This is a genomic window from Oceanospirillum linum, assembly GCF_001995095.2.
Classification (GTDB): Bacteria; Pseudomonadota; Gammaproteobacteria; order Pseudomonadales; family Halomonadaceae; genus Oceanospirillum; species Oceanospirillum linum.
The window spans coordinates 71,897-96,336 of sequence record NZ_MTSD02000001.1 but is presented as its reverse complement, the minus strand read 5'-3'; the positions used below and the strand labels follow the sequence as shown (position 1 = coordinate 96,336).

The 24,440-nt window shown below is 49.6% G+C and carries 22 protein-coding genes; 11 read left to right on the top strand and 11 right to left on the bottom strand.

Features of this window, described 5'->3' with window-relative positions; all coding sequences use genetic code 11:
* The first annotated feature begins 13 nt into the window (after nucleotides 1–13).
* The 5 genes from livH (at nucleotide 14) to BTA35_RS00435 (ending at nucleotide 4,704) form a co-directional block, all read left to right on the top strand.
* The gene (gene livH, locus BTA35_RS00455; protein ID WP_077242475.1) at nucleotides 14–940 is read left to right on the top strand and encodes a high-affinity branched-chain amino acid ABC transporter permease LivH; all 927 of its coding nucleotides are present in this window, start codon (nucleotides 14–16) and stop codon (nucleotides 938–940) included.
* Complete coding sequence (locus BTA35_RS00450; protein ID WP_077242474.1) at nucleotides 940–2,193, top strand: high-affinity branched-chain amino acid ABC transporter permease LivM; 1,254 nt, start codon at nucleotides 940–942, stop codon at nucleotides 2,191–2,193. Before livH ends, BTA35_RS00450 begins: the two co-directional genes overlap by 1 nt.
* The gene (gene livG, locus BTA35_RS00445) at nucleotides 2,186–2,953 is read left to right on the top strand and encodes a high-affinity branched-chain amino acid ABC transporter ATP-binding protein LivG (RefSeq protein ID WP_077242473.1); all 768 of its coding nucleotides are present in this window, start codon (nucleotides 2,186–2,188) and stop codon (nucleotides 2,951–2,953) included. Before BTA35_RS00450 ends, livG begins: the two co-directional genes overlap by 8 nt.
* The gene (locus BTA35_RS00440; RefSeq protein ID WP_077242472.1) at nucleotides 2,953–3,651 is read left to right on the top strand and encodes an ABC transporter ATP-binding protein; all 699 of its coding nucleotides are present in this window, start codon (nucleotides 2,953–2,955) and stop codon (nucleotides 3,649–3,651) included. Before livG ends, BTA35_RS00440 begins: the two co-directional genes overlap by 1 nt.
* A gap of 243 nt (nucleotides 3,652–3,894) precedes the next feature.
* Nucleotides 3,895–4,704, top strand: a complete 810-nt coding sequence (locus tag BTA35_RS00435; protein ID WP_077243324.1) for a molybdate ABC transporter substrate-binding protein — start codon at nucleotides 3,895–3,897, stop codon at nucleotides 4,702–4,704.
* Between the two features lie 235 nt (nucleotides 4,705–4,939).
* On the opposite strand, the gene BTA35_RS00430 is transcribed toward BTA35_RS00435, so the two are convergent.
* Nucleotides 4,940–5,821 carry a LysR family transcriptional regulator gene (locus tag BTA35_RS00430; protein ID WP_077242471.1) on the bottom strand — a complete coding sequence of 294 codons (882 nt, stop codon included), beginning with the start codon at nucleotides 5,819–5,821 and terminating at the stop codon, nucleotides 4,940–4,942.
* Nucleotides 5,822–5,949: 128 nt separating this feature from the next.
* On the opposite strand from BTA35_RS00430, the gene BTA35_RS00425 reads away from it, so the two are divergent.
* On the top strand, nucleotides 5,950–6,381 hold the full coding sequence (locus tag BTA35_RS00425; protein WP_077242470.1) for a PACE efflux transporter: 432 nt from the start codon (nucleotides 5,950–5,952) through the stop codon (nucleotides 6,379–6,381).
* 216 nt (nucleotides 6,382–6,597) lie between these two features.
* On the opposite strand, the gene BTA35_RS00420 is transcribed toward BTA35_RS00425, so the two are convergent.
* Nucleotides 6,598–8,757 carry a methyl-accepting chemotaxis protein gene (locus tag BTA35_RS00420; RefSeq protein ID WP_077242469.1) on the bottom strand — a complete coding sequence of 720 codons (2,160 nt, stop codon included), beginning with the start codon at nucleotides 8,755–8,757 and terminating at the stop codon, nucleotides 6,598–6,600.
* A 553-nt stretch (nucleotides 8,758–9,310) separates the two neighbouring features.
* Here BTA35_RS00420 and BTA35_RS00415 point away from each other — a divergent pair.
* A complete protein-coding gene (locus tag BTA35_RS00415; RefSeq protein ID WP_077242468.1) occupies nucleotides 9,311–9,613 on the top strand; it encodes a hypothetical protein in 303 nt (100 codons plus the stop codon).
* 70 nt (nucleotides 9,614–9,683) lie between these two features.
* Here the strand turns inward: BTA35_RS00415 and BTA35_RS00410 are convergent, their stop codons facing one another.
* Complete coding sequence (locus BTA35_RS00410) at nucleotides 9,684–10,406, bottom strand: SDR family oxidoreductase (RefSeq protein WP_077242467.1); 723 nt, start codon at nucleotides 10,404–10,406, stop codon at nucleotides 9,684–9,686.
* Nucleotides 10,407–10,530: 124 nt separating this feature from the next.
* Here BTA35_RS00410 and BTA35_RS00405 point away from each other — a divergent pair, with 124 nt between their 5' ends.
* Together BTA35_RS00405 and BTA35_RS00400 are read left to right on the top strand one after the other, a co-directional pair.
* The gene (locus BTA35_RS00405) at nucleotides 10,531–11,445 is read left to right on the top strand and encodes a LysR family transcriptional regulator (protein ID WP_077242466.1); all 915 of its coding nucleotides are present in this window, start codon (nucleotides 10,531–10,533) and stop codon (nucleotides 11,443–11,445) included.
* 72 nt (nucleotides 11,446–11,517) lie between these two features.
* A complete protein-coding gene (locus BTA35_RS00400) occupies nucleotides 11,518–11,901 on the top strand; it encodes a nuclear transport factor 2 family protein (protein ID WP_077242465.1) in 384 nt (127 codons plus the stop codon).
* A gap of 133 nt (nucleotides 11,902–12,034) precedes the next feature.
* Here BTA35_RS00400 and BTA35_RS00395 read toward each other — a convergent pair whose 3' ends face one another.
* On the bottom strand, nucleotides 12,035–12,733 hold the full coding sequence (locus BTA35_RS00395) for a type 1 glutamine amidotransferase (RefSeq protein WP_077242464.1): 699 nt from the start codon (nucleotides 12,731–12,733) through the stop codon (nucleotides 12,035–12,037).
* A gap of 285 nt (nucleotides 12,734–13,018) precedes the next feature.
* Here BTA35_RS00395 and radD point away from each other — a divergent pair, with 285 nt between their 5' ends.
* Nucleotides 13,019–14,791, top strand: coding sequence for a DNA repair helicase RadD (gene radD, locus BTA35_RS00390; RefSeq protein WP_077243323.1), 1,773 nt, complete (start codon nucleotides 13,019–13,021; stop codon nucleotides 14,789–14,791).
* Nucleotides 14,792–14,922: 131 nt separating this feature from the next.
* On the opposite strand, the gene BTA35_RS00385 is transcribed toward radD, so the two are convergent.
* The 3 genes from BTA35_RS00385 to BTA35_RS00375 all read right to left on the bottom strand — a co-directional run bounded on the left by BTA35_RS00385 (nucleotide 14,923) and on the right by BTA35_RS00375 (nucleotide 17,704).
* Complete coding sequence (locus tag BTA35_RS00385) at nucleotides 14,923–16,299, bottom strand: class II fumarate hydratase (protein WP_077242463.1); 1,377 nt, start codon at nucleotides 16,297–16,299, stop codon at nucleotides 14,923–14,925.
* Entirely contained in the window at nucleotides 16,283–16,705 is a 423-nt protein-coding gene (locus BTA35_RS00380) for a hypothetical protein (protein ID WP_139363599.1), read from the bottom strand. The genes BTA35_RS00385 and BTA35_RS00380 overlap by 17 nt, the downstream gene beginning before the upstream one ends.
* A 300-nt stretch (nucleotides 16,706–17,005) precedes the next feature.
* Nucleotides 17,006–17,704, bottom strand: a complete 699-nt coding sequence (locus BTA35_RS00375) for a DUF3334 family protein (protein WP_202931141.1) — start codon at nucleotides 17,702–17,704, stop codon at nucleotides 17,006–17,008.
* A 162-nt stretch (nucleotides 17,705–17,866) separates the two neighbouring features.
* Between BTA35_RS00375 and BTA35_RS00370 the strand changes: the two genes are divergently transcribed.
* Nucleotides 17,867–19,270, top strand: a complete 1,404-nt coding sequence (locus tag BTA35_RS00370; RefSeq protein ID WP_238377449.1) for a DASS family sodium-coupled anion symporter — start codon at nucleotides 17,867–17,869, stop codon at nucleotides 19,268–19,270.
* 147 nt (nucleotides 19,271–19,417) lie between these two features.
* Here the strand turns inward: BTA35_RS00370 and BTA35_RS00365 are convergent, their stop codons facing one another.
* The 4 genes from BTA35_RS00365 to BTA35_RS00350 all read right to left on the bottom strand — a co-directional run bounded on the left by BTA35_RS00365 (nucleotide 19,418) and on the right by BTA35_RS00350 (nucleotide 24,274).
* Complete coding sequence (locus BTA35_RS00365; RefSeq protein WP_077242461.1) at nucleotides 19,418–19,810, bottom strand: DUF3461 family protein; 393 nt, start codon at nucleotides 19,808–19,810, stop codon at nucleotides 19,418–19,420.
* Between the two features lie 405 nt (nucleotides 19,811–20,215).
* Nucleotides 20,216–21,109 (bottom strand): ribose-phosphate pyrophosphokinase, encoded by an 894-nt coding sequence (locus tag BTA35_RS00360; RefSeq protein ID WP_077242460.1) that lies wholly within the window; start codon nucleotides 21,107–21,109, stop codon nucleotides 20,216–20,218.
* 94 nt (nucleotides 21,110–21,203) lie between these two features.
* On the bottom strand, nucleotides 21,204–22,730 hold the full coding sequence (locus BTA35_RS00355; RefSeq protein WP_077242459.1) for a thymidine phosphorylase family protein: 1,527 nt from the start codon (nucleotides 22,728–22,730) through the stop codon (nucleotides 21,204–21,206).
* 194 nt (nucleotides 22,731–22,924) lie between these two features.
* A complete protein-coding gene (locus tag BTA35_RS00350; protein WP_160054852.1) occupies nucleotides 22,925–24,274 on the bottom strand; it encodes an EAL domain-containing protein in 1,350 nt (449 codons plus the stop codon).
* Nucleotides 24,275–24,440 lie beyond the last annotated feature (166 nt).

Sequence of the window (24,440 nt, the reverse complement as noted above, 5' to 3'; positions counted from 1 at the left end):
AAGGTGTCAACCAATGTCCGAGTCTATTTTTTATTTTCTTCAGCAGATTGCTAATGGTCTGACCATAGGTAGTACCTATGCGTTGATCGCCATCGGCTACACGATGGTTTATGGCATCATCGGCATGATCAACTTCGCCCATGGCGAAGTGTATATGATCGGTACGTATGTCGCGTTTATCGCCCTGGCGGGTTTAAGTATGCTGGGTATTGATAATCCTTTCCTGCTTATCGCCATGGCGCTGGCGGTGAGTATTCTGGTAGCCAGTGCTTACGGCTTTTCCATTGAACGGGTTGCATACAGACCGTTGCGTGGTAGTAAACGCCTGATTGCTCTGATCTCTGCTATCGGTATGTCTATTTTTCTTCAGAACTATATTCGTCTGGCTCAGGGCTCCCGTGATATTGCGATGCCAAGTATGATCCAGGGTGGCTTTCTGTTTGGTGACCCCTCAGGCAGCCATATTATGATCTCCTACATGCAGGTGATCATTATGGTGACGACAGTTCTGTGTATGATTGGTCTGACCCTGTTTATTACCCGTTCACGTATGGGACGTGCCTGCCGAGCTTGTGCTCAGGATATTGGCATGACCAACCTGTTGGGTATCAATTCAAATAATGTTATCGCAGTGACCTTCGTTATCGGTGCAGCTCTTGCGGCGGTTGCGGGTATGTTGCTGGGACTTTACTACGGTGTTGTGAACCCCTATATCGGCTTTATTGCCGGGCTTAAAGCCTTTACAGCGGCTGTATTAGGCGGTATCGGTAGTATTCCGGGTGCGATGCTGGGTGGTCTGATTCTGGGTATTTCAGAGAGTCTTACAGCAGGTTATCTGACAGCAGAATATAAAGACGTTGTTGCTTTCTCATTGCTGGTTCTGATTCTGTTGTTTATGCCGCAGGGTATTCTGGGTAAACCTGAGGTGGAGAAAATCTAATGTCTCGTGTGACTTCTGCATTTGTAGCCGCCTTGATTACTCTGGTGCTGGGTGGTTTCCTGCTGGGGATGTCTCTGACCTCAGAAGGTATCAACCTGGTTGTTGAAGCGTCTTCAACCGGCAAAATTACATTCCTGTTTGTGGGTGTTGTACTGGTCTTTCTGCTGCAGCTGTTTCGGGAGCAGGTTGGCCGTTTTACTACCAAAATGCGCAGTGATGAGCGTATGGAGCTTCCGGGCTTTTTACGTACGCCTCAGCAGCAACGTGTCTGGACGATGTTTGTGATCATCGGCCTGCTGATCTTTCCTTTCCTGAGTTCCCGTGGTGCGGTGGATATCGCTACCCTGACCCTGATCTATGTGATGTTGGGTCTGGGGTTAAACGTGGTGGTCGGTCTGGCAGGTCTGTTGGATCTTGGCTACGTTGGCTTCTATGCCGTGGGTGCTTATACCTACGCATTGCTGAACATGTACTTCGGTGTTTCTTTCTGGGTAGCACTACCGATTGCCGGTGGTCTGGCTGCTCTGTTCGGCTTCTTGCTGGGCTTCCCTGTGTTGCGTTTGCGCGGAGATTATCTGGCGATTGTGACGTTGGGCTTTGGTGAGATCATCCGTATTTTGCTGAATAACTGGACAGAGCTTACGGGCGGCCCGAATGGTATCGCACGTATTCCCAAGCCGACGCTGTTTGGCCTTGAGTTCAGCCGCCGTCCGTCGGAAGAAGGGGCAACAACCTTCCATGAGTTCTTTGGTATCGGCTACAGCAGTGAATACAAAGTGATGTTCCTGTACCTGATGGCACTGGTTCTGGTTCTGATCACCGTTTATGTGATTCGCCGTCTGATTCGTATGCCGATCGGCCGTGCCTGGGAGGCGCTGCGTGAAGATGATATCGCCTGCCGGTCTTTGGGCCTGAACCCTACGTCAATTAAGTTGGGTGCGTTTACCATTGGTGCGTCTTTTGCGGGTTTTGCCGGTTCTTTCTTTGCGGCACGACAGGGCTTTATCAGCCCGGAATCCTTCACTTTTATCGAATCTGCCATCATTCTCGCTATTGTGGTGTTAGGTGGTATGGGCTCTCAGCTGGGTGTTATTCTGGCGGCGATTGCCATGACCGTTCTGCCTGAATTAGCCCGTGAGTTTGATGAATACCGCATGCTGTTATTCGGCCTGATGATGGTGCTTATGATGATCTGGCGACCACAGGGTCTGCTGCCGATGAAACGTCCGCATTTGGAGCTGAAACGTGACTAATAATCTGTTAACAGTAAAAGATTTGACGATGCGCTTTGGTGGCCTGCTGGCAGTAAACGGCGTCGATCTTGAAGTAAAAGAAAAGCAAATTGTATCGGTTATCGGCCCGAATGGTGCCGGTAAAACCACGGTTTTCAACTGTGTGAGTGGCTTTTATATTCCAACTGCAGGCTCTGTTATCTTCCAGGGCAAAGAGCTGCGGGGCAAGCCCGGCCACCTGATCGCCCGGGAAGGCATGGTACGTACTTTCCAGAACGTGCGCCTGTTTAAAGAGATGACCGTGATTGAGAATCTTTTGGTCGCTCAGCATATGCATGCCGAGCATAGCCTTCTGAAAGGTTTCTTTATGACGCCAGGCTTTAAAAAGAGCGAACAGGAACTGATGGACCGTGCCGCTCACTGGCTGGAGCGTGTCGGCCTTCTGGAGTTCGCTAACCGTGAAGCCGGAAACCTGGCTTATGGTCAGCAGCGCCGTCTGGAAATCGCCCGTTGCATGGTAACCGAGCCGAAACTACTGATGCTGGATGAGCCAGCGGCAGGTCTGAACCCGAACGAAACCAAGGCGCTGGATGAGCTGATTGTCCAACTGCGGGATGAGCAGGGTATCTCTATTCTTCTGATTGAACATGATATGGGGCTGGTTATGGGTATCTCTGACCAGATCTATGTGGTGAATCAGGGTGAACCACTGGCAGCGGGAACACCTGCTGAAATTCAGGGCAACCCTGAGGTAATCAAAGCTTATCTGGGAGAAGAGTAATGCTGAGACTTGATAATGTTCATACGCACTACGGTCCCATTGAGGCTCTGCAAGGCGTATCCCTGAATGTTGAGAAGGGTGAGATTGTTACCCTGATCGGTGCCAATGGTGCGGGTAAAACCACCTTGCTGATGACTGCCTGTGGTGATCCCCGTGCATCATCCGGCACGGTGACCTGGAAAGGTGAAGATATCACCCAGAAGGCAACGTCTGAGATTATGCGTACCGGCCTAGCGGTCGTGCCGGAAGGTCGTCGTGTTTTCTCCGGTATGACCGTTGAAGAGAACCTCGCCATGGGTGGTTTCTTTAACTATACCAACTATGAAGAGCGCCTGGCCCACGTGCTGGAGCTGTTTCCGCGTTTGAAAGAACGTTACAGCCAGCGTGCCGGTACCATGTCCGGTGGTGAGCAGCAGATGTTGGCCATTGGCCGTGCCATGATGAGTAATCCTGGATTGCTGATTCTGGATGAACCCTCACTGGGTCTGGCACCGATCATCATTAACCAGATCTTCGAGATCATCGATCAGCTACGTAGCGAAGGCACCACCATCTTCCTGGTGGAGCAGAACGCAAACCAGGCGCTGAAACTGGCCGACCGCGGTTATGTTATTGAGCATGGTAAGATCGTACTGGAAGACACTGGTGATAATCTGCTGGTGAACGAAGACGTACGTAAGGCTTATCTGGGTGGCTGATCAGTTTGACGCCTAGTGTTTTAGTCTAAAAGGCCCCCGATGCAGATACCTGCATTGGGGGCTTTCAGTTAGTATTGCTCCAAACTTTGACCTTATGGTCAGGCAGTGCGCAGGATGCGACTGATTTGAGACGGAACCTCTCCCTTTCATATCAAAGATCTCCTAAATGTATGCCTGACTGGTGCGGCAGAACCCTGTTGTCTGATTGTCAGCCGGGTTTGAATGACTGAGGAGTTTCTTCTGATGATCCGCAAACGTGTTGCAACACTGGTTGCTTCTTTATCTGTTATGTACTCATTACCTGCACATTCTGATGTATTAACCCTGTATGCTGCGGGCAGCCTTAAGGCCGCCATGAGTGATGTGGTTTCCGCCTACGAGAAAGAATACAAAACGGTCGTAAATACTAAATTTGGCCCCAGCGGTCTACTGCGTAAAGCGATTGAGAAGGGCGCGCAACCGGATGTTTTTGCCTCTGCCAATATGGCGCATCCTCGCAAGCTGGCTTCTCAGCAGTGGGGTAGTCCGGTGGTTATGTTTGCTGGTAATCAGTTGTGCGCGCTGGCGCAGCCTGAACTAAACCTGACCAGCGATAACCTGCTGAGAACCCTGTTGGATGACAATGTCAAAGTGGGTACTTCCACCCCCAAAGCAGATCCAAGCGGTGATTACGCCTGGAGGTTGTTCGAAAAAGCCGAGCAGATTAAATCCGGCTCCTTTGAAATGCTCTCCTTTAAAGCGCTGCAGCTTACCGGCGGTACTGACAGTGCCAAAGTCCCTAAAGGGTTAAACCAGTACGGCTGGGTGATGAGTGAGAAGAAAGCGGATGTTTTCCTGACTTACTGCACCAATGCGGTACTGGCTAAGAAACAGGTTAAAGACCTGCAGATTATTTCTGTCCCGACGGAGCTGTCTGTTGGGGCAGACTACGGTTTGATCGTGCGCGATGGCGCACCGAAACACGCATCACAGCTGGCGATGTATATTCTGTCATCGGCAGGTCAGATCATCTTGCAATCATATGGCTTTAAAGCGGTGGCGGTCCCTAAGTAAGGGATCGCTACTTGGTAAGCAAAGCAGGGTTGAATACCAAGCACTAATACGCCAACTCATACCGAGGGTTTTTGCTTGTAGGAGAAGTAGTAGTTACATCTATAATTTACCTCTTATCCGTCGCTTAGGCGGGCAGCAGCTGATGGCTATTTTCAGATAGTGGCGACGCGGTGGGTTAACGTGTTAATAGGACGAGGTAAGATTGTGGGTGTTCAGGATTACTTCTTGTGGCAAATCAGTCGAGCAAAGTTTTGAGATGCTCTTCCAGCCACAGTAAGCCTGGCCCTTTCGTCGCTTTCTTGGATATCAGCAAATCGACAGGAGGCGACCATGTTTTATGGTCAAACGAGACGTTAATCTGGTTAAGTTTGCCGTGTCGGATTTCATTTTCCACTAAGTAACGTGGTAGATACGCCCAACCCACTGAGCTATGCACAATCATCTCTTTAATGGCGACAAAGCTGTTCGCCCACCACACCTTGCCTGCTACCACCGGAAAATGGTCAATCACCTTACCTTTGTTGCCTCGTAGGATGAGCTGGCGATGTGGGATTAAATCAGGCAACTTAGCAACACTCACCTTAGACAAAGCATGGCTTGGATGGCACACAGCAACAAAAGGTAGGTTGCCGATAAAGCACGGTTCGGAGTCCGCATGGAAAACTAGGTCGGTAAACATGAGGCCGATATCCGCGCGGTCTTGTGACACCAAGCGATTCACATCGGTACTCGCTGCGGCCATTAACTCAAGCTCTGTCGCTGGGAATGTTTGGCTAAATTTGTCCAACACCTTAGACAGTGAAGGAAGTAACAGCGCATCATCTAATGCAATACGTAGCAGTCCTTCTTCTTGATTATTGATGGCATTGACGGAAGAGTTGAGATCTTCCACCTGCAGAATAATTGCTTTGACCTGCTTAAAGATCTGCTGACCTTGCGCAGTAAGGGTTGGTTTGCGTGTCGAACGGTCAAAAAGTTGAACATTAAAATCGATTTCAAGATTATTGATGCCTTGGCTCACCGCCGACTGCACCTTGCCCAACTCGCGGGCACTGGCAGAAAATGATCCTAATTCAACGGCATACACAAACATTCTCAGCTGATCTATGTTGTACATTCGGTATCCTTCAATACTTATTATCACTAAATGTGATGTTAACTATCTTTATATTATCACTTAAATAGATATTATCTGGCCAAGTCATTAGCCCATAAAATCTAGAAACACATAAAGAGAGCAAAAAGATGTCACATAAAGAACGCATGTTACACATGGTACTGTTTGAAGTAGTTGCTTTGATTTTGATGGCCGTAGCGGCAACCTACATTATGGGTGGCGGGGTAGTGAAAATGGCAGGCTTGGCGTTATCTTTGTCATTGATTGCGATGATATGGAACTACGTCTACAACTACGGTTACGATAAGATTTACGGCGTTGACCGCAGCAAAAGAACCAAAAAAACGCGTATTCTGCATGGCTTAGGCTTTGAACTGGGTTTGATGCTGGTGTCGCTCCCGCTACTGATGTGGGTACTTCAACTTGGCTTTTGGACTGTATTGGTGATGGATGCCGGGATTGTTGTTTTCTTCGTACTTTACGCGATTGCATTCAACTGGATATATGACTCAATCCGAGCTCAATTGGTTGCGAAAGGAAAAATTGCAGCTCTGGTTTAGAGTCTCAAGTTCGTCGTGCTTTCTGTGCAGTAAAAACACAGTTTCCGGGCCAACCTATGAACACCGCCGCGAACATAAAGCTAGGCATCCAACATTGGGACGCTTCACTGCATGATACGAGGCGGGTGTTTTTATTTTTTAGTTTTCCTGTATTTTAAAATCACGTCACATTCTTAAACGTAAACTTGCGTGTATATTATTGCTGATCTACGCGGTTTACCTGTCTGCGCTGACCGTGAAACGCCCGACCAGTTGTTGCAGGGTTTGAGTGGAGTGTTTCACCTGATGGGCGCTGTCTTGTAATTCATCCATCACCTGGCTCATTTCGCCGGATGCGACTTCAACCTGCCTGATGGATGAGCCATAAAAGTGACTGCGTTCATGCAGTTGCGTAATAATGCCAAACATCTGACTAACAGCCTGGTGAAGCTCTGTGTTTTCAGAGCTGGCAGATTCAGCCTCTTTAAGGCGCTGATCCACTTCTTTCACGCCTTCTTCCATAAAGTTTACCGCAGCACGGGTTTCATCCTGCAGGCTAAATACAGTAGTCTGAATTTCCGATGCCGCTTCAGCGGTGCGACTGGCCAGTGAACGAACTTCATCCGCAACCACGGCAAAACCACGGCCTGCTTCTCCTGCACGGGCGGCTTCAATGGCTGCATTCAGCGCCAACAGATTGGTCTGGCTGGTGATGTCGGTAATCATGGATACAATATCGCCGATCTCTTTCATCCGGCTATCAAGCTTCTGTACCCGTGCCGCGGTGGTATCAACCACCTTACGAATACTTAACGTGCCGGTGCGCGCCGCTTCAAACTGTTCGCGGGCGTTATCAACCACATCATCCATCGCTTTTTTCATGGTTTGTGCGGTTTGTGATGCCTGGTTGATTTCACCTAACTGATCTTCAACCAGGGTCAGCATTTTACCGACAACCTCATTCACTTCCCGGCTGGTTTGACTGGCCTCCTGGGTGCGGGTCAACATCATCTCGTTATTGTTCTGCACTGCCCCCGTCGTATGGATGACCTGCCCCATAATGCCATCCAGACTATCCATAAAACTGTTAATCCAGCGCCCCATGCTGCCACTTTCATCCTGCGCCATGTTTTCAGTATCCAGGCGCTGTTTCAGATTACCCTCGCCTTCTGCAATGGTGCGGATGATCTGAGTGGTCTTTCGCAAACGTTCTGCGACACGTTTAGGGCCTGTGTTGGCAAAGATCCAGGCAGAAACAGCCAGCATTAATCCATTCAACATTAACGTTGGTAATAAACCAAAAGGTGAAAAGTGCTGTAACAAGGTGGTGGTTACCATTAACCCGATCACTGTCATCAGATAGGTCTTCATCAGGCTGACACTGATTGAACGGCGGCGATACACTTCTTCTAAGTCACCCTCACACATCATGCCCCAACGGTCCGGTGAGCCTGGCAATTGGAAAGTGACACCTTTACCAATAACCGGAATATGACGGTAATCTGAATAACCTGGGTAAGTAATGAAGAGGTTGCTGCCGTTCTTTATGGTTTCTCGTACCCCAGGGTGCAACTCGCCTGTTGCAGGATCAGTAAACCTTAACTCCAGCTCGGTATGGTTCTGAACACTCACTGTACCCCATTCAGTGTGAATACCCTGTTTTAGGTTTTCACCGTGGGAAAAGGTGCTGTCCTCAAAGCGGGATCGGGATAAAGCCGTACCCACTTGCACACGGGTATCGAACCCGGCCTTAACCATAAAAATATAATTATCACCCGATTCCGGGTAAACGTGGCCGGCCTCCCGCTGAATCAGATCACCGATAACATCGTTTGGAACCCGGCCTGCAATACAGCCAATCACCTTACCTTTCTGTATTAAAGGCTGATAAAACATCAGGGTGACGGCATCATGAAAACTGGATGTAGACGCGCCTAACTCCAGAGTGACCGGATCGGTATAAGGGCCATGAAGGAAAGGTTTTTTTAAACCTTCCTGTAACGCCTGAGTTAATAATCCGCCACTGTGCATCTGGTCTTTACGGGCTGCATGAGTGGAGGCTAAAACCTGGCCTTCATCATCAAGGATAAAAAGCTCGGAAAAATCACCAACCTGATCTTTTCGTCTGAGCAGTAAATCTGACCATTGAGAGGTATCCGCCTCCGAACACTGAGTAGCCAGTTCATCCAAATGCTGCCAGTGGCTGGTGGCCCATTGCTGCAAAATTTCTACACGAGTAGACGCAATACCTTCAAAAATCTGCTCAATCACAGGATAAAGCTGACGATTCAGGAAGCAGGGCCAGCCTAATTTCAATTTGCCATTACTGCCAAAGACTGGCAGCCAGCGTTTTTCTGCTGCAGACAGGTTCATGTTATGGCTGACTAGTTGTTTCATCGGCAATCTCCATCGCACGTAGATCGGAAAACTTGGGCGTTATGTATGATGTTATTATTTGATTTGAATCAGTATATTTAGATCTATGCAAGAATCGCGCTGTAAAAAAAGGAATGCTTTTAAAACAGTGAATTACCATTGTTTTAGCAAGAAAAAAAGTAATATTTGCACTGATTTGGTGTGCTGGGCGTATGGCTTTGGCACCATGAAAGTGCATAAAGCCCCTGTAATAAGCAATAATGCTGCCCGCGGTGTAAAGTTTATCGCCAGGCACAGCGCGTAGCGGTTGCGCTGCCTTTAGTGTTGTTTTTAACGTGTCGGGAGCGTTAGTGTTTTTTGACGTTTTTTCTCACAAAAACTGTGCCGAGGTTTGTGTTTGACTGTGGATATTGCAACGGGGATGTATCACGATGAGGCATTATGCTGTCGTGCTCCAGGACAGTTCAGGCAATTGCAGGCTACTTTCAGGTCGAACCAACGCAGTGGGTTAACGGGTGTGGTCTTTATCGGCTTTCTGCCATACTGACAGCATACTTTTCGGGAGGTGGTCAGTATGCGCAAAACGGACAAGAAAACCGATAACCAGATTCGTCTCTTTCTGACGGATATCTGCGAAAACTTTATGAAAGAATTTAACGGTTTTCAGTGGCTGACCCACGAAGCTGATTACAGGCACTTTCCGGAGACGCTGAAGATTACACTGGTATTTGACCGAGGGGATAGTCTGGATGACTTTCTGCAATCTGATGCCCGAAATCAGCTGATGTTTATGATTCAGCAGGAGTTGAGTCGTATTTCAGTCAAACTACCGAGCGTAGAAAATCATATCGCATATGCTACGGAGCAGAAGGGGTAGTCAAAAATCATTCCCACGAAGGTGTGGGAATGATGTTGAGGTCTGATGTTCTGCTATTGTTAAACCCGTTTTAAGGTTGCTGACGTGTTGCGGTGATCGCCACATCACGGATGTTCACCCCCTGTGGCTGGGTATACATAAAGACAGCGGTTCGTGCGATATCGTCTGGTACTAAGACGCCACCCATTGATGTTTTCCAGGCTTCATAACCGTCGATGATCTCTTTGGATGTTGTATGCCCTAATAGCTCTGTTTCTACCGCACCTGGGCAGATCGCCATTATCCGTACGCCTGAATCCGCCACTTCTTCACGCACATTTTCGGTGATCGCCGATACGGCAAATTTAGTGCCGCAGTACGCGGCATGATTGGCAAAGGATTTTTTACCTGCAATAGAACTGATGTTAATGATGGTGCCGGAGTGACGTGCTTTCATATCCTCCAGCACCGCTTGCATGCCGTTCATCAGGGCGAGGACGTTAACATCAAACATTTTCCTCCACTCGGCAGGGTCCTGTGACTCGATTTGTCCCAGTAACATCACACCGGCATTATTGATCAGGCAATCCACGGGGCCGTACTGTGCTTGCGCGTCTTTGATCGCCGAGTCAAACGCGACTCGATCGGTCACATCAACTTCCCGGCATAGGGTGTTAGGAAGGTTAAGGGCTTGAATGTTATTAAGGCGGCGGGCAACCAATAGCAGCGGATGTCCCTCTTCTGAGAAGCGTTTTGCCATGGCGGCACCAATGCCTGAGCTGGCACCTGTGATAACTACTAAGGTTTTTTTCATGTTCACTGCTCCAGTATTGAGAGTCCGGGGGAAATTGTCGGTATCAGTTATAACTCTGGACGCATTGTGAACAAGACTATTATGATGATATATATAACTAATATGAAAACATTGTTTGGTATTTATGAACGATATTTATTGGCGCGGCATCACTGCGTTTAATCATGTGGCTGAATTTGGCACCTTTACCGCTGCAGCGGAGGCGACGGGGTATTCAAAAGCTAATCTAAGCCAGCAGGTTACGGAGCTGGAGTCCCGACTCGGAGTACAACTCTTCTACCGCGCTACCCGCCAACTACGGCTTACTGAAATAGGTGAGGCGTATTACCGTAAAACCCGACATGCCCTACAGGAAATTGCCCTGGCATCCACTTGGGCCAGTCAGTCAACGGATGAGTTAAAAGGTGTTATCCGAATGAACGCTGTGGGAGGTTTATTGGGGGAGCAGCTTATTGCGCCATTGGTGATTGAGTTTCAGAAACAGCACCCGAATATCGAAGTTCATCTTGATTTCTCCAGCGTACAGGTTGATCTGATTGATCAACACTATGACCTTGTGGTGCGGCTGGGGCATATGCCAGATTCCACACTGCTTGCCCGTAAGCTTGGTACTATCAGGACACGCTATGTGGCAAGCCCTGAATTTCTGCAAGCGAATAGGGAAATAAAGCACCCTAACGATTTAGCTGGTTTACCTTTGGTCTATGGCAGTGTTGATCAGTGGGTGTTTACCCATGGCGATGAAAAACAAACCCTTCGGGCAGAAGGAGGGATAAAAGTGATCAGTGGCCGGGTTATGCGCCATGCTGCTATGGCTGGTTTAGGGGTTACCCGTTTGACGGATGTTTATGTGCAGGCTGATCTTGATCATGGACGGCTTGTGGAGGTTTTGCCTGAGTGGGCAGAATCAACGCCTGTGTATTTAGTATGCCCGCCGCTGCGATATAAGCTTAACCGGGTCAGTGCGTTAATGGATTGGCTGAAGAAAGGGTTTGAAGCGCGTTATAAGCAGATACTGAAAGAGGGAGCCGCTGCCTGATTAAGGACGGTTTTTTTGTCGGCTTGTTGGGTGTATGTTAATGGGCAGGTTTCATATGGCAGGTGTATCCGGATGAGTCAGAATCTTGAAGCAAACAAACAGAACGCAATTGAGTTTTACAGAACCGCCTATCACGGCGATCCGGTCAAAGCGGTAGAGCGGTATGTCGGTGCCGAGTATATACAGCACAACCCGTTAGTAGGTGAGGGTAAGGCTGCTTTTATTGAGTACTTTAGTGAAATGGCCAGAGACTATCCGGGTAAAAGTATCGAATTTGTGCGGGCGGTGGCGGAAGCTGATCTGGTTGCACTTCATACTCATCAGAGATGGCCGGGGAATGACGAGTATGTGACGATGGATTTCTTTCGGTTTGATGAAAACGGTAAGATTGTGGAGCATTGGGACTCGATTCAGAGTGTGCCAAGTGAGACCAAGAACGGCAACCCAATGTATTGAAAAACAGTTAATGGGCTGCGAACGGGCAGCAAAGCGCTGATCCTGACGGAAAACTGGCAGAGCCTGCATCTGGCTGCGAACACACTATAACTACAGAGAATGTCTGAGCATGATGCTGCATGTTTCTATTCTATCAGGAGGCCAGGAACTCATTTACAGCGCGATTGAACCTGCGGTTGCATATTAAGCTATCATCCGTGACCTGTGCTTTTTTGATCTCTTCGGGCTTAAATTTTTCTGTCCGATGGCTTAGCAAGGCATTGAAAAACGGGCCATTGAATTCAGGATGCCCTTGCACTGTGAGAACCTGGTTCTTATACCGAGTGATGTAATTGGGGCAGAAACGGTTGCCGGCAACCACTTCAAAACCTTGACCGGGTCTGATCACCTGATCCTGGTGAACAGCAATGAGCTGTAGGTTATGACCCGCTTTCAGAGAGCCTATATCCTGCCGGAGCTGCACGTCATAAACTCCCAGCCCCCAGCCTTTCTCAGACCTCTTTACCACGCCACCCAAAGCATGATTGATGACCTGGTGGCCGAAGCAGATGCCAAATAGTTTCTTCCTGCCGAAAAAGGCGCTGCGAATAAATTGAGGCAGGCGATGCACCCAGTCAAGATCATCGTGGACGCCTGAAGGGCTGCCACCAACGATATAAGCATCACATTGGTTGATATCATCCGGTAGTTCACCGGCCTGGTAAAGATCCCAGACCGTTACGGAGTCGCACTCATCTAGCTTGAGTTGTGCTCTCAGGCACTCTGCATAACTACCAAAGGTGTCAACGAGTTCTGCAGGTACATCCCCGCACAGCAAAATACCAATCTTCATTGTTTTTATAACCCTGAAAGCCCGGCGTGGGCTGCCGGGCGGTAAAAAGTAAGGCCTGATAGGCTGTTCACTATCAGAAGGCTTTATTAAATTTGAGCGCTATAGTAATTATAAATGCAAATTAGCGCAAGTATGCTTTTATTGGGGGTGATACGATAACTAAAAGAACCACAGGGGTTGCCTGCACTATCTGTATAAATAATCAGTTTTGTGCGGCCTGGGCTGATAATTTTTGCTACCATCCCCGTTTCACTAACGGATTTTTTTGCAAAAGCCTGCCTATTTATGACCACGCCTTTTACTTTGCGCCCGTATCAGCAGGAAGCCGTTGATGCAACGTTAAAACACTTTCGAAAATCCAACGAAGCGGCAGTGATTGTGCTGCCTACGGGGGCGGGTAAAAGTCTGGTGATTGCGGAGCTGGCGCGTCTTGCACGGCGTAAAATTCTGGTGCTGACCCATGTTAAGGAGCTGGTGGAGCAGAACCATGCTAAATACCAGAGCTATGGCCTTCGCGGCGGTATTTTCTCGGCGGGGTTGAAGCGTCGGGAAAGCCAGCATCAGGTGACCTTTGCCAGTGTGCAGTCGGTATCTGCCAACCTGGACCAGTTTCAGCATGAATACTCCCTGATCATCATCGATGAGTGTCATCGGGTCAGCGGCGAGGATACCAGCCAGTACCAGCGTATTATTGAGCCGTTGCGGGAGAAGAATCCGGCGTTAAAGGTACTGGGTTTAACCGCCACGCCCTACCGGTTGGGTATGGGCTGGATCTACCGTTATCACTATCGGGGCTTTGTCCGTGGTACGGATGACGAACAGGCGAAACCCTTCCGGCACTGTATTTATGAGTTGCCCCTCAGTTATATGATCCGTCGGGGGTATCTGACCCGGCCGGAGCTGGTGGACGCGGCGGTGGCTCAGTATGACTTCTCAGCGCTGGCGCAGAATAGCTTTGGTGAATACGCAGAAAAAGAGGTCAACCAGCTGTTAGGTAAGCATCAGCGGGTGACCCGGGCCATTATTGAACAGGTGGTGGAGCTGGCGGCGAAACGTCAAGCGGTGATGATTTTTGCCGCCACGGTAGATCATGCGCAAGAGATCACCCGCTACCTGCCTCAATCTCAAACGGCGCTGATTACCGGAGCGACAGCGCTTAAAGAGCGGGATGCTCTGATTCAGCGCTTTAAACAGCGTGAGCTGAAATATCTGGTTAATGTCTCGGTGCTGACCACGGGGTTTGATGCGCCCCACGTGGATTTTATCGCTATTTTACGCCCTACTCAGTCGGTGAGTCTTTATCAGCAGATTGTCGGTCGTGGTCTGCGGCTGGATAAGGGCAAAACCGATTGTCTGGTGATCGATTACGCCGGAAATAACGTCAACCTGCACCATCCGGAAGTGGGGGAGAAGAAACCCAATCCCGACAGCGAGCCGGTACAGGTTTTCTGCCCCGGTTGCGGTTTTGCCAATATTTTCTGGGGCAAAAAGGATTCTCAGGGCCAGGTGATTGAGCACTATGGCCGCCGTTGTCAGGGCTTGCTCGGCCTTGATGATGACGGTGATCCTTTGGCTGCGGATCAGCCGCCAGTCCAGTGCGATTACCGCTTCCGTTTTAAAGCGTGCCAGCACTGCGGCGCGGAAAACGATATCGCTGCCCGTAAATGCCATCAGTGCCAGACCGCCATTATCGATCCGGACGATAAACTGAAAGATGCCCTGAAACTAAAAGATGCCATGGTGATCCGCTGTTCCGGTATTAGCCTGAATCCCAATGGCTCCAAACTGAAGCTCATCTATCACGGTGAAGATGGTGAAGAACTGACGGAATCCTTCGACTTTTCCAAGCCGGCTCAGCGGGCGGTGTTCAATAGGTTGTACGGTCGACGATTGGCCAAAGGGCAGACGCCGGTGAACTTTAAGGATATTGAGGAGGTTGTTCGGGTGCAGTCGCTACTGACGGCACCGGATTTTGTGGTTGCCCGCAAACAGAAACATTACTGGCAGATTCAGGATCGGATCTTTGATTATCAGGGACGATACAGAAAGGCTTTTTAGATCCAGGGTGTCAGCATGGGTACCCGTTTACGGAATCAAACCGGAAGTACTCGCCTGTACTTCCGGTTTTTTGCTATAGGTCGAACTGGGCCGCCTTGTTTCACAGTGTGGTATCCAGTGCAATATGTGAATCAGAGCCCACCTCGGGTTAGTTTTTCCGGTGCCAGTAGTTGGCTGAGCTCTTCCCGGGAAAGGTCTGTATTCTCTTCTGCAACATCCAATACCGGTCGGCCTTCTTTATAAGCCTTCTTGGCAATTTCTGCCGCTTTCATATAGCCGATAATAGGGTTCAGGGCGGTGACAAGGATAGGGTTGCGGGCGAGAGCCTGCTTCAGGTTATCCTCATTGACCGTGAAGGTGGCAATGGCCTTATCCGCCAGCAGCCGTGAAGCGTTGGCGAGCAGAGCAATGCTCTCCAGCAGGTTTCGGGCGATCATCGGGAGCATCACATTCAGTTCAAAATTACCGGATTGTCCGCCAATGGTTACCGCAGCATCATTACCTATGACCTGAGCTGCCACCATAGCTGTGGCTTCAGGGATCACCGGATTTACCTTACCGGGCATAATGGATGAGCCCGGTTGCAGGGCTTCCAGCTCAATCTCGCTAAGGCCCGCCAGGGGGCCGGAGTTCATCCAGCGTAAGTCGTTGGCAATTTTCATCAGAGAAACAGCGGTCATTTTGAGCTGCCCGGAGACAGACACGGCAATGTCCTGAGTCCCTATATGGGTGAACAGATTGATGGCCGGTACAAATTTCAGGCCAGTTAGCTGACTCAGCTCCAGGGTGAATTGTCGGGAAAAATCCGGATGAGCATTAATACCGGTACCAACGGCGGTGCCCCCCTGGGCAAGGCTGTGCAGCATTGGCTGGGTATTCTTCAGAGCTTCAAGATTCTGATCGATCTGGGTTGCCCAGCTCAGCAAAGATTGATCGAGCCGAACCGGCATCGCATCCATCAGATGAGTACGGCCGGTTTTAATATGCTGGCTGACGGATGCGGCTTTCTCGGTAATGGTATCGGACAGATGCGCTAGTGCTGGCAGGAGTTTTTCGTTTAACTCCAGTGCGGCACTGATATGAATAGTTGAGGGAATGATATCGTTACTGCTTTGACCATAATTGACATGATCATTAGGGGACACCGGCTTGTTGCAGATCTTACTGGCCAGGGTAGCGAGGACTTCATTGGCGTTCATATTCGAGCTTGTACCGGACCCTGTCTGAAAAACATCAACCGGGAAGTGGGCCGTAAAGTCATCCTGTTCAAGTAGTTGATCTACGGCTTTGGCGATGGCGACTGCAATTTCAGTATCCAGTAGCCCCAGATGAGAGTTCGCTTTGGCGGCGGCTTTTTTAGCAAGTAGCAGTGCCCGGATAAACGAGGTGGGCATCCCCTGGCCGCTGATAGGAAAGTTGTTAATTGCTCTTTGGGTCTGGGCACCATAAAGGGCGTCCTGAGGTACCTCCAGTTCGCCCATGCTGTCGCGTTCAATACGTGTTGTCATATTTTTTTCCTGATGAGATTGAGATGTCATGATCCTGAGGCTCACAACGGGTGAAATCGGGTTTGAAAAAATGAGAAAGCGTACTGACTTCCTGTATCAGCCGGTTCAGTTCATTCCGGTGCTGACGGTTGCAGGCAAGTCGGCTCAGACTGCCGAGGGGCTTGCAGAACCAGTCCAGGCACAATGCCCGCCAATGGGGAGGGTTGAGTTCATCACTGTATGAATCTATCAGAAGGTTGAGCATTCCCTGATGGTGCTGCCATTGATCATCTCTGTCCTGAGTTTGGCATAAACGGTGCTCCATGTTGAGCCAAAGCTGAAGTAGTGACGGATTATCAGGTTCGGTAGCGTAACGAATTTTCCAGCGTAAACCCTGTATCACCCTTGATGTCTGAATTTCCTGCATGGCGAAGCGGACTCCGGCGTTGCTTGGGGTATGCGGAGCAAAGGTTTCCTGACATACCGGTTTTGTTCCGTTTAATATCTCTTCTCTTAAATGAGATTGATTATCGTTTATTTATGTTGTTTGTTGCTATTTACATTGTCCAGCGATTTATTATGCGAGGCCTGGATAGGTTTAACGGGTAGACAAAGAGGGAGGGGGTTACAAAGAAAGGAGGGGAGAGAGACAGGTGGTCTGGTTTGCCCGCCGGATCTGGTGGTATCCGGCAGACAGAACTGGATTGTTTCCAGACAAGGGTTCTGATCAGATCCCCAGGTCGTTCATCAAGTCATCATGGTCATTATTGCTCCGGGCCTCAGGTGTTGCACGCTTTCCTGAGTGCCGGGGGTTATCTGCCAGAATATCATCCGGGTTTTCCAGTTCATCTTCATCAAAGTCGTGGAGTTTAATAAACTCTGTTTTGTCCATGGAGAGTTCAAGGTAGAAGATGTTGTTATCTTCGGTGTTAAAGGTCACCCGACGGGACTGGGGCTGATCCAGAGTTGTGTTGACCGAGATCTGAACCTGTTTGTTGATCGCCATCATCTTTGGTTGGCTCTGGGTGATAGAGGTTCTTAGCTGGTGGCGTACCTTGTTGGTAAAGTCACCTACGATCTGATTCATAATCTCACCCATTACATTGCCTACCTCGTCTGAGGTGTGGAACTGGGCCAGCTCGCTTTCCGGCATCCCCATACTTAGCAGGTATTTGCGATAGATCTCCATGGCGGCTTCTGCGGTAAAGTTGATAATAACCAACCCGGAAAAGCCGCCATCAAATAATACAAAGCAACCGATATCCGGTCGCAGGCAGGTTTTGTTAATTTTCTGCACCATAGGTGAATATTCCACCTTTTTGTTACCGGCGTTGTTCAGTACTTCATTTACCGAGTGGCAGAGAATCAGAAGAACTTCCTCTGTGGTTATTGCTCGTGAGCGTTTGGCAGTGGCTAGCTTGTTCACAGTAAACCTCTTTTTTGATTCGGCCCGATATGGTTTATGCATGGATATTACTTACTTTTTCAAAGAATGCCCATTTATCCATGTTGTAATTTGTTGAGAGCGTGACCGATGTCTGTATCCGGAATGTTTCTGTCTGATCTCATTTTCTGACAGGATAGGTTTATGGATTCTTTTTTCGCGGCAAAGCTTGGTAGAATGCCCTTTTCAGCCTCTTTATGTGGAGCGATCAGCGTGCAACGCACTCATATCACTTTGTTATTGTCGGTATTATCAGGTTTAGGCATTTTTTATGGCACAGATCTGGATCTGCAGCTGAGAATCGGCCTGGCGATTCTGACTTCTGTGGCTCTGCTCTGGATGACGGAGACTTTTCATATCACGGTAACCGCTCTTCTGGTGCCGATCCTGGCGGTGGCGTCCGGTGTCTTTACCGTACCGGAGGCGATGAAGAACTTTGCCAATCCTATTATTTTCCTCTTTTTGGGCGGTTTTGCGCTGGCTTCAGCGTTACATAAGCAGCGGTTGGATGAGCGTATCGCAGGGCTGGTGATCAGGGCTGCACGGGGAAGAATGCTGTTAGCCAGTGTGTTGCTTTTTTTTACCGCTGCGTTTGTCTCTATGTGGATTTCAAATACAGCCACAACCGCTATGATGCTGCCTTTGGCGCTGGGTATGCTGAGTCGTCTGCCCTACGAGCAGAACCGTAATACCTATTGGTTTGTGCTGCTGGGGGTCGCTTACTCTGCCAATATTGGTGGCATAGGCACCCTGGTTGGCAGTCCGCCTAATGCCATTGCGGCGGCGGCTGTCGGTATTAGCTTTGCCGAGTGGATGAAGATCGGTATACCTGCAGTTCTTTTGATGTTTCCTGTTATGTTGGCGCTATTATGGCTGGTCTTCCGTCCGGACCTGTCACGTACATTTGATATGGATAGTGATGCCAGGCCGATGGGCACTCAGCAGTGGCTTACTTTAGGGGTTTTTCTGGTAACTGTGGCGCTGTGGCTGTTCAGTAAGCCGGTTTCGCAGTTTATGGGGATCAGCAAAAGCTTTGATGCCATGGTTGCACTCTTTGCCATCGTATTATTGTGTGCTCTGAAGCTGGTGAACTGGAAGGATATTGAACAGTCTGCGGACTGGGGGGTTCTACTGCTGTTTGGTGGTGGTCTGACGTTATCGGCTGTTCTGAAAGCGACCGGTTCCAGTGTATTTCTGGCGGAGTCGATCAGCGGTTTTTTGGAAGGGGCTCCGTTGATTATTTTTATGTTGGTGATCACCGCTTTTGTGGTCATGCTGACTGAAATTGCCAGCAATACGGCCAGTAGTGCGTTGTTGGTGCCTATTTTTGTTTCCATTGCGCAGGCGATGGGGTTGTCGCCAGTCATATTGGCAGCGGTTATCGCCATTTCTGCTTCCTGTGCCTTTATGCTGCCGGTGGCAACACCGCCCAATGCCATCGTGTTTGGCTCGGGCTATGTGCCGCAACGGCAAATGATGCGGGCTGGGGCGTTGCTGAATATCGCGATGATAGGCCTGATCGGTGTGGCCAGCTGGTTGATGCTGTAGTTCGGGCGGGACTAAAAATAAAAGTGAAGGTCTGGTATAAAAAAACGGAGCATCTTTCCTATGAAAGTGCTCCGTTTTTTGTCGTGCGTCTTAGTCATTCAGAACACGAGGGGACTAAATTAGCTCACCCGTGCAGGCTGTAAGCTTTTACAGCTCTTCAATCTGACGACGAATATCTGATATTTTGCGCTGAACTACTTTTTCCAGATGCTCGATCTCTTCCAGTAGTAGTTCTTTTTTATCTTCTGCTTTTTGCTCGGTGGCAACCAGCTTCTCAAGTTCATCCACTGCATGGAGATAAATTGCCGACGGCTCTGTGGTCGGACGGTATGTCACCAGGCCTTCATTGACACGGCGGTCTTTATGAACCCGTGGGAATTTGAACTTTTTGCTCTTGGCAAACCAGTCACCGTGGTGGCGCTGGAAATAGATTTTCAGAATGTCGTGGTCACCTTCGGTGCGAGAGGTGAATTTTTCGATATCACGGACATTCTCGATACCCATTTTTTTCAGGGTTTCAAAGCCGTCTTCCATACTCATGGCAACTTCCTTTAAGTCGGCAGGAAAAACAAAGAAACACCCGATTAAGCATGGCCCCGAACCACAATTCAGTAAGGTCGCAGCGTTAATCAATAGTGTTTGAGAGTAAACTTTAGTCTAGGGTAGGATTTTAGCCCAGCTGGCGTTGGCTTTCTAATGAATAGGCGACATTTTCTTTAGTGGATATGACATTTGGTGTTTTTAACTGAAGGCCTGTAATTTTGTAGTCTTACGGCGACGTTTGGGTAGGAATAGCAGGGGATTTTGTTATTGTTTTCAGAGCATTCAGTGTTGCTGGAGAGCCTTGGTTACACAGGTGAAACCTAAGGTAACGGAAGTTACACCCTGAGCCCGCTTACGTAGGTAAACGGGCTCATACTTCCAGTCATCAGAGCGCTGTTATTTTCATTGTTCAGTGAGAATATTTTGTACAGCTCCGGCCAGGTCCGGGGCCATATCTATCCCGTTACTGATGTGGCAAACCGTATTGCAGGTAATAACTTTTTCGACGTGGGCTTTTTGAATCTGTTGGTAGGCCTGGTCTGCAAACAGGCCGTGGGTGCCGATACAGACCGCTTTCTGCATCCCGGCGACCTGCAGGTGCTGAATGGTTTCAATCATGGTGCGCCCACTGGAAATAATATCATCCACCAGAACGGGTGTATGCTGTTGATAGCGCTCCACGTGAGGCAGTGAGACACTGACATCACGATCTCCGTGGCGCTCTTTCAGCAGAACCTCAAAAGGCGCATTGGCCAGCTGAGCGACTTCAGCAACCCATTGCTCACTTTCTATGTCGGGTCCGATCAGCAGTGGACGCTCAACTTCCCGGCTGATCCATCGGGCGACAGATTTCGCTGAAGCCACAACCTGACTGGGTATAGTGTATATCTCATCCAGAGAGTGGTAGCGATGCAGGTGCGGGTCAACCGTAATTAGGTGGTCAAAACTCTGGCTTATCAGCCGGGCAAAATAGATCGATGTAATGCATTCGCCTTCGTGAAAGCGCTTATCCTGGCGCATATAGGCCAGATAAGGTGCGATCAGAACTACCTGACGGGCACCCATCTCTTTCAGCGTTTCAGCCAGATAGATCAGGGGTAAGAATTTTTCATCCGGTTGATACAGCGTACAGAGTATCAGGGTCACACGGTCTTTAACGGGTGTGATCACCTGGAGGTAGCTCTCGCCATCGGGGAAGCGCCGCTGGTTCAGCTGCCCTTCTTCTGCATTCAGTTGCTGTGTTAGCCCTGCTTTCAGGCTGCTGGCATCGTTCAGGTCGAATAGAATCGGAGTCATAAATCAGTACTTCTGCTTGTTTAGTGCCTGTATAAAGGCCCTTTGTTTTGTTTGTCGTCGTTTGAGACTGCCGGGTTTGCTGTTATGGCCTGACTCAGGCCTGAATCCGTATCATATCTTTGTGATCCTGCAGAAACTCAATGGCGTAGTTCAGGGCGCCGGGGCTTTCTGCATGAATCATTAGCAGCGTATCCCCCTGAAGGACGGTATGACCAAGTTTGACATCCAGAGTGACACCTGCGGCTAAATCTTCCGGAGCCCCTGCCAGTTTGGCCAGCTTTGCCAGGTGCCGGTTGTCGATCTCTGTAACCTTGCCGGACGTTTCACTGCTCCAGCTGTATTGATAGTGGGCGGTAGGGGGCTGTTTAAACCCGCCCTGCATGTTGCATATCCGGTGGAATTTCTGCCAGGCGGTGCCGTTTTCTAAGGTTTTACAGGCTTTTCCCCAGCCTTCGCCTGCGGGGGCCAGCCCCGCCATTTCAAGAATTTTTCCAGCCAGAAGCAAAGCACGCTCTTTAAGGTCCTGAGGAGCGTCAATGTCATTTTTTAATACTTTGATAATGTCCACGGCTTCCAGTGCCGGGCCGATACCGTGGCCGACCGGTTGAGTTCCGTCGGTGCAGATGACTTCAACCTTCAGCCCCAGGGCCGCACCGGTATTGATCAGTAGGCGGGAGAGCAGGTTGGCAGCTTCGTCAGAGCGTACTTTGGCGGTCGGACCGACAGGAATATCGATCAGGACATGACTGGAGCCTGCGGCAATTTTTTTTGATAGCACTGATGCAACCATTTGACCTTCGCTATCCAGATCAAGCTCCCGTTCGGCACGAATCAGGATATCATCAGCCGGACTCAGGTGGACGGAGCCTCCCCAGGCGAGACAGCCCCCTTCCTGATTGACAACCTGTTTCAGCACATCCAGATCCAGCTCTACATCGGTCATGGTGCTCATGGTGTCAGCGGTTCCGGCGGGGGATGTGATTGCACGGGATGAGGTTTTAGGCATGATGCCACCACAGGCCGTCACTATGCTGACGACGATTGGGGTGGTTCGGTTTCCGGGGAGCCCGCCAACACAGTGTTTATCCACGACCAGAGATTGCTGCCAATCCAGGTTTTCCCCGGCTTCCAACATAGCCCGGGTCAGGCAGATAATTTCATCCTGATTCAGGTTGTCACCGGCACAGGCGGTAATAAAGGTTGCCAGATGTACGTCAGCATACAGTCCGGCGATGATATCCTGAATAATGCTTTTCATCTGTGCATCATTCAGTCGGTGGCCATACACTTTGTGACGCAGGTGGCTCAGGGAGCGGATCGGTTTTGGGTGGCAGACATGGACAATGCTGCCATCCGGGGCATTCAACGCTTTTGCTGCTGAGTTAGACAGGCCGATTTCCCCGGGAGCGAGGAGGGTCTCGTTGTCGACAATATGCAGGGTGGCAATAATACGGGAGTGCTCGTTATCGATCTGCACTCTTGATGCTGTGGTGAATCCCTCTGCCCGGCATACATGGCTGTTGCGTCGCAGGTAAACAGTGGGTTCCTGATGCGTGTCGATGCCCAGTGAGCGGATCACCAGTGGAAAGGGCTGTTTTTCAGTGTCGAATACGGCAGTCATAATTCCCTTCTCTGTCGGCTTGTGACAATGAGATGAAAGGGCATATTAGACTCTGTATGCGGGCGTGACAATCCGAACCTGAGATCTGCAGCCTGTCGTGAAACAGAGAGGCTCAGGGACAAGTGGTTTGTGTTCTCTCCGGATAATGGTTTAGTGTTTTCTCTGGATAAAGAAAGTCGGTTGCTTGGATCGGGCTATTCATCCGATCCGGTGGACTGGGAAACCATTCTCCCCTGCTGCAACAAATCTCCGGCGTCATCGATGTAACGTGAATCCACATCGCAGCACAGAACATAACGCTTGTTGTTATGTTTGAAGGCGATGGCGAATGTAACATCAATACTGGCGTCCGGCAGTGCCAGGTATGGCCGGGAAATGCAGACGCGATCAGGGGACTCGATCGCCCGCTGAAAGTATTTTCGCCTGGCCCAGTTTGCTCCCTGAGCATTTTTAAGAGGATGGTATGGGTTGTTATTCTCAGTATGGGTCGGAGCGATAGTGCGGGTGATTTGGCAGCCGTCGCCATCGAGTAAAAATATACGGCGGCAGCCTTCCTGTTCCAGTAACAACTTGCTGCTCTGCTCAAAGCTTTGCTCCTGACGAAGCAGGTCGGCACATGTCGTCATAAGGTTTTCAAATGTTGTCAGCTGACACTGAAAGTTAACGCGTCGTTGTCGCTGATGGCTAGCGTACTCTTTGTGCAGTTTATCTATGGTGCCGGGCAAATCATGATGTGCCTGACCATCGGCGGTGGGACGGGCAAAATAGAAGCCCTGTACCATATCGGCATCTGTATCCATGGCCAGTAAGGCTTCATCCTGGTTTTCAATACCCTCGATCAGAACCAGTGACTCCGTTTCCCTCAGCAGGCTGACCAGGCGCGGGAATATGCGGCGGGCTCTGGGTTGCTGATGGGCGTTACGTACCATGGAGCGGTCCAGTTTTACTATATTCGGATTGATCTTCCAGATGCGGTCAAAGTTGGACTGACCGGTACCAAAATCATCGATGGCGACCAGAAATCCGGCATTACGGAATTCCTGAACAAATTCAGCCAGAAGCATTTCGTCATGGACCGCGTCTTCCAGAATTTCCAGAACGATCTGGCCCGGCTGAAAGCCAAATTCCGCCAGAGTACGGCGTACTCCTGCGGCGTCCATATTACTCTGACGTATCTCTTCCCCCCGGATATTAAGAAATAGCCAACCATCTTTTATACCCAACTGTCGGAAGTTCATCAGGTGTAGGGCGCGGCTGATCCGATCCAGGTGGCAGATTTGTGTTGGCGTATGGCACCGGGCAAAAAGAGCCAAAGGTGACTCCTGGGTTTGCCCCAGGAATGGGCGCATCAGTGCTTCGTAACCGACAGTGCGTTGGTGCGTCAGCGAAATAATAGGCTGATAGTGGCTGTGCAGGGCATAACCTGAAAAATGTCCGAAAAAACGCCCCTGATCCTGGCCGATCCTATTAGGGTGAATCCCTAATTGGCGGATACGTTCAGGTGGTGGTAGATGGCTGTCGGACAAATATTGTTTTGTAACCATTATGCGCTGTCCTGTGATAAGGGGTATGCCCATGATGCACAAAACAGGCCAGAATACCGAGAAACTTTACCGGCAGGAAAGCACCAGAATTCAGCATGTTGCGATGCTTTATGCACAAGGTTGGAATTTCCTGTGATCTATTTTGGTGCGCCATGTGCATTTTAAT

Coding starts and splice junctions, on each gene's coding strand:
- BTA35_RS00420 (WP_077242469.1), bottom strand. CDS start 8,757: ATGAAACAACTAGTCAGCCATAACATGAACCTGTCTGCAGCAGAAAAA.
- BTA35_RS00440 (WP_077242472.1), top strand. CDS start 2,953: ATGCTGAGACTTGATAATGTTCATACGCACTACGGTCCCATTGAGGCT.
- BTA35_RS00410 (WP_077242467.1), bottom strand. CDS start 10,406: ATGAAAAAAACCTTAGTAGTTATCACAGGTGCCAGCTCAGGCATTGGT.
- BTA35_RS00395 (WP_077242464.1), bottom strand. CDS start 12,733: ATGAAGATTGGTATTTTGCTGTGCGGGGATGTACCTGCAGAACTCGTT.
- BTA35_RS00435 (WP_077243324.1), top strand. CDS start 3,895: ATGATCCGCAAACGTGTTGCAACACTGGTTGCTTCTTTATCTGTTATG.
- BTA35_RS00450 (WP_077242474.1), top strand. CDS start 940: ATGTCTCGTGTGACTTCTGCATTTGTAGCCGCCTTGATTACTCTGGTG.
- BTA35_RS00415 (WP_077242468.1), top strand. CDS start 9,311: ATGCGCAAAACGGACAAGAAAACCGATAACCAGATTCGTCTCTTTCTG.
- BTA35_RS00360 (WP_077242460.1), bottom strand. CDS start 21,109: ATGACTCCGATTCTATTCGACCTGAACGATGCCAGCAGCCTGAAAGCA.
- BTA35_RS00380 (WP_139363599.1), bottom strand. CDS start 16,705: ATGCAGGAAATTCAGACATCAAGGGTGATACAGGGTTTACGCTGGAAA.
- BTA35_RS00425 (WP_077242470.1), top strand. CDS start 5,950: ATGTCACATAAAGAACGCATGTTACACATGGTACTGTTTGAAGTAGTT.
- BTA35_RS00405 (WP_077242466.1), top strand. CDS start 10,531: ATGAACGATATTTATTGGCGCGGCATCACTGCGTTTAATCATGTGGCT.
- BTA35_RS00400 (WP_077242465.1), top strand. CDS start 11,518: ATGAGTCAGAATCTTGAAGCAAACAAACAGAACGCAATTGAGTTTTAC.
- BTA35_RS00370 (WP_238377449.1), top strand. CDS start 17,867: ATGGATTCTTTTTTCGCGGCAAAGCTTGGTAGAATGCCCTTTTCAGCC.
- BTA35_RS00430 (WP_077242471.1), bottom strand. CDS start 5,821: ATGTACAACATAGATCAGCTGAGAATGTTTGTGTATGCCGTTGAATTA.
- BTA35_RS00385 (WP_077242463.1), bottom strand. CDS start 16,299: ATGACAACACGTATTGAACGCGACAGCATGGGCGAACTGGAGGTACCT.
- livH (WP_077242475.1), top strand. CDS start 14: ATGTCCGAGTCTATTTTTTATTTTCTTCAGCAGATTGCTAATGGTCTG.
- BTA35_RS00350 (WP_160054852.1), bottom strand. CDS start 24,274: ATGGTTACAAAACAATATTTGTCCGACAGCCATCTACCACCACCTGAA.
- BTA35_RS00365 (WP_077242461.1), bottom strand. CDS start 19,810: ATGAGTATGGAAGACGGCTTTGAAACCCTGAAAAAAATGGGTATCGAG.
- BTA35_RS00355 (WP_077242459.1), bottom strand. CDS start 22,730: ATGACTGCCGTATTCGACACTGAAAAACAGCCCTTTCCACTGGTGATC.
- radD (WP_077243323.1), top strand. CDS start 13,019: ATGACCACGCCTTTTACTTTGCGCCCGTATCAGCAGGAAGCCGTTGAT.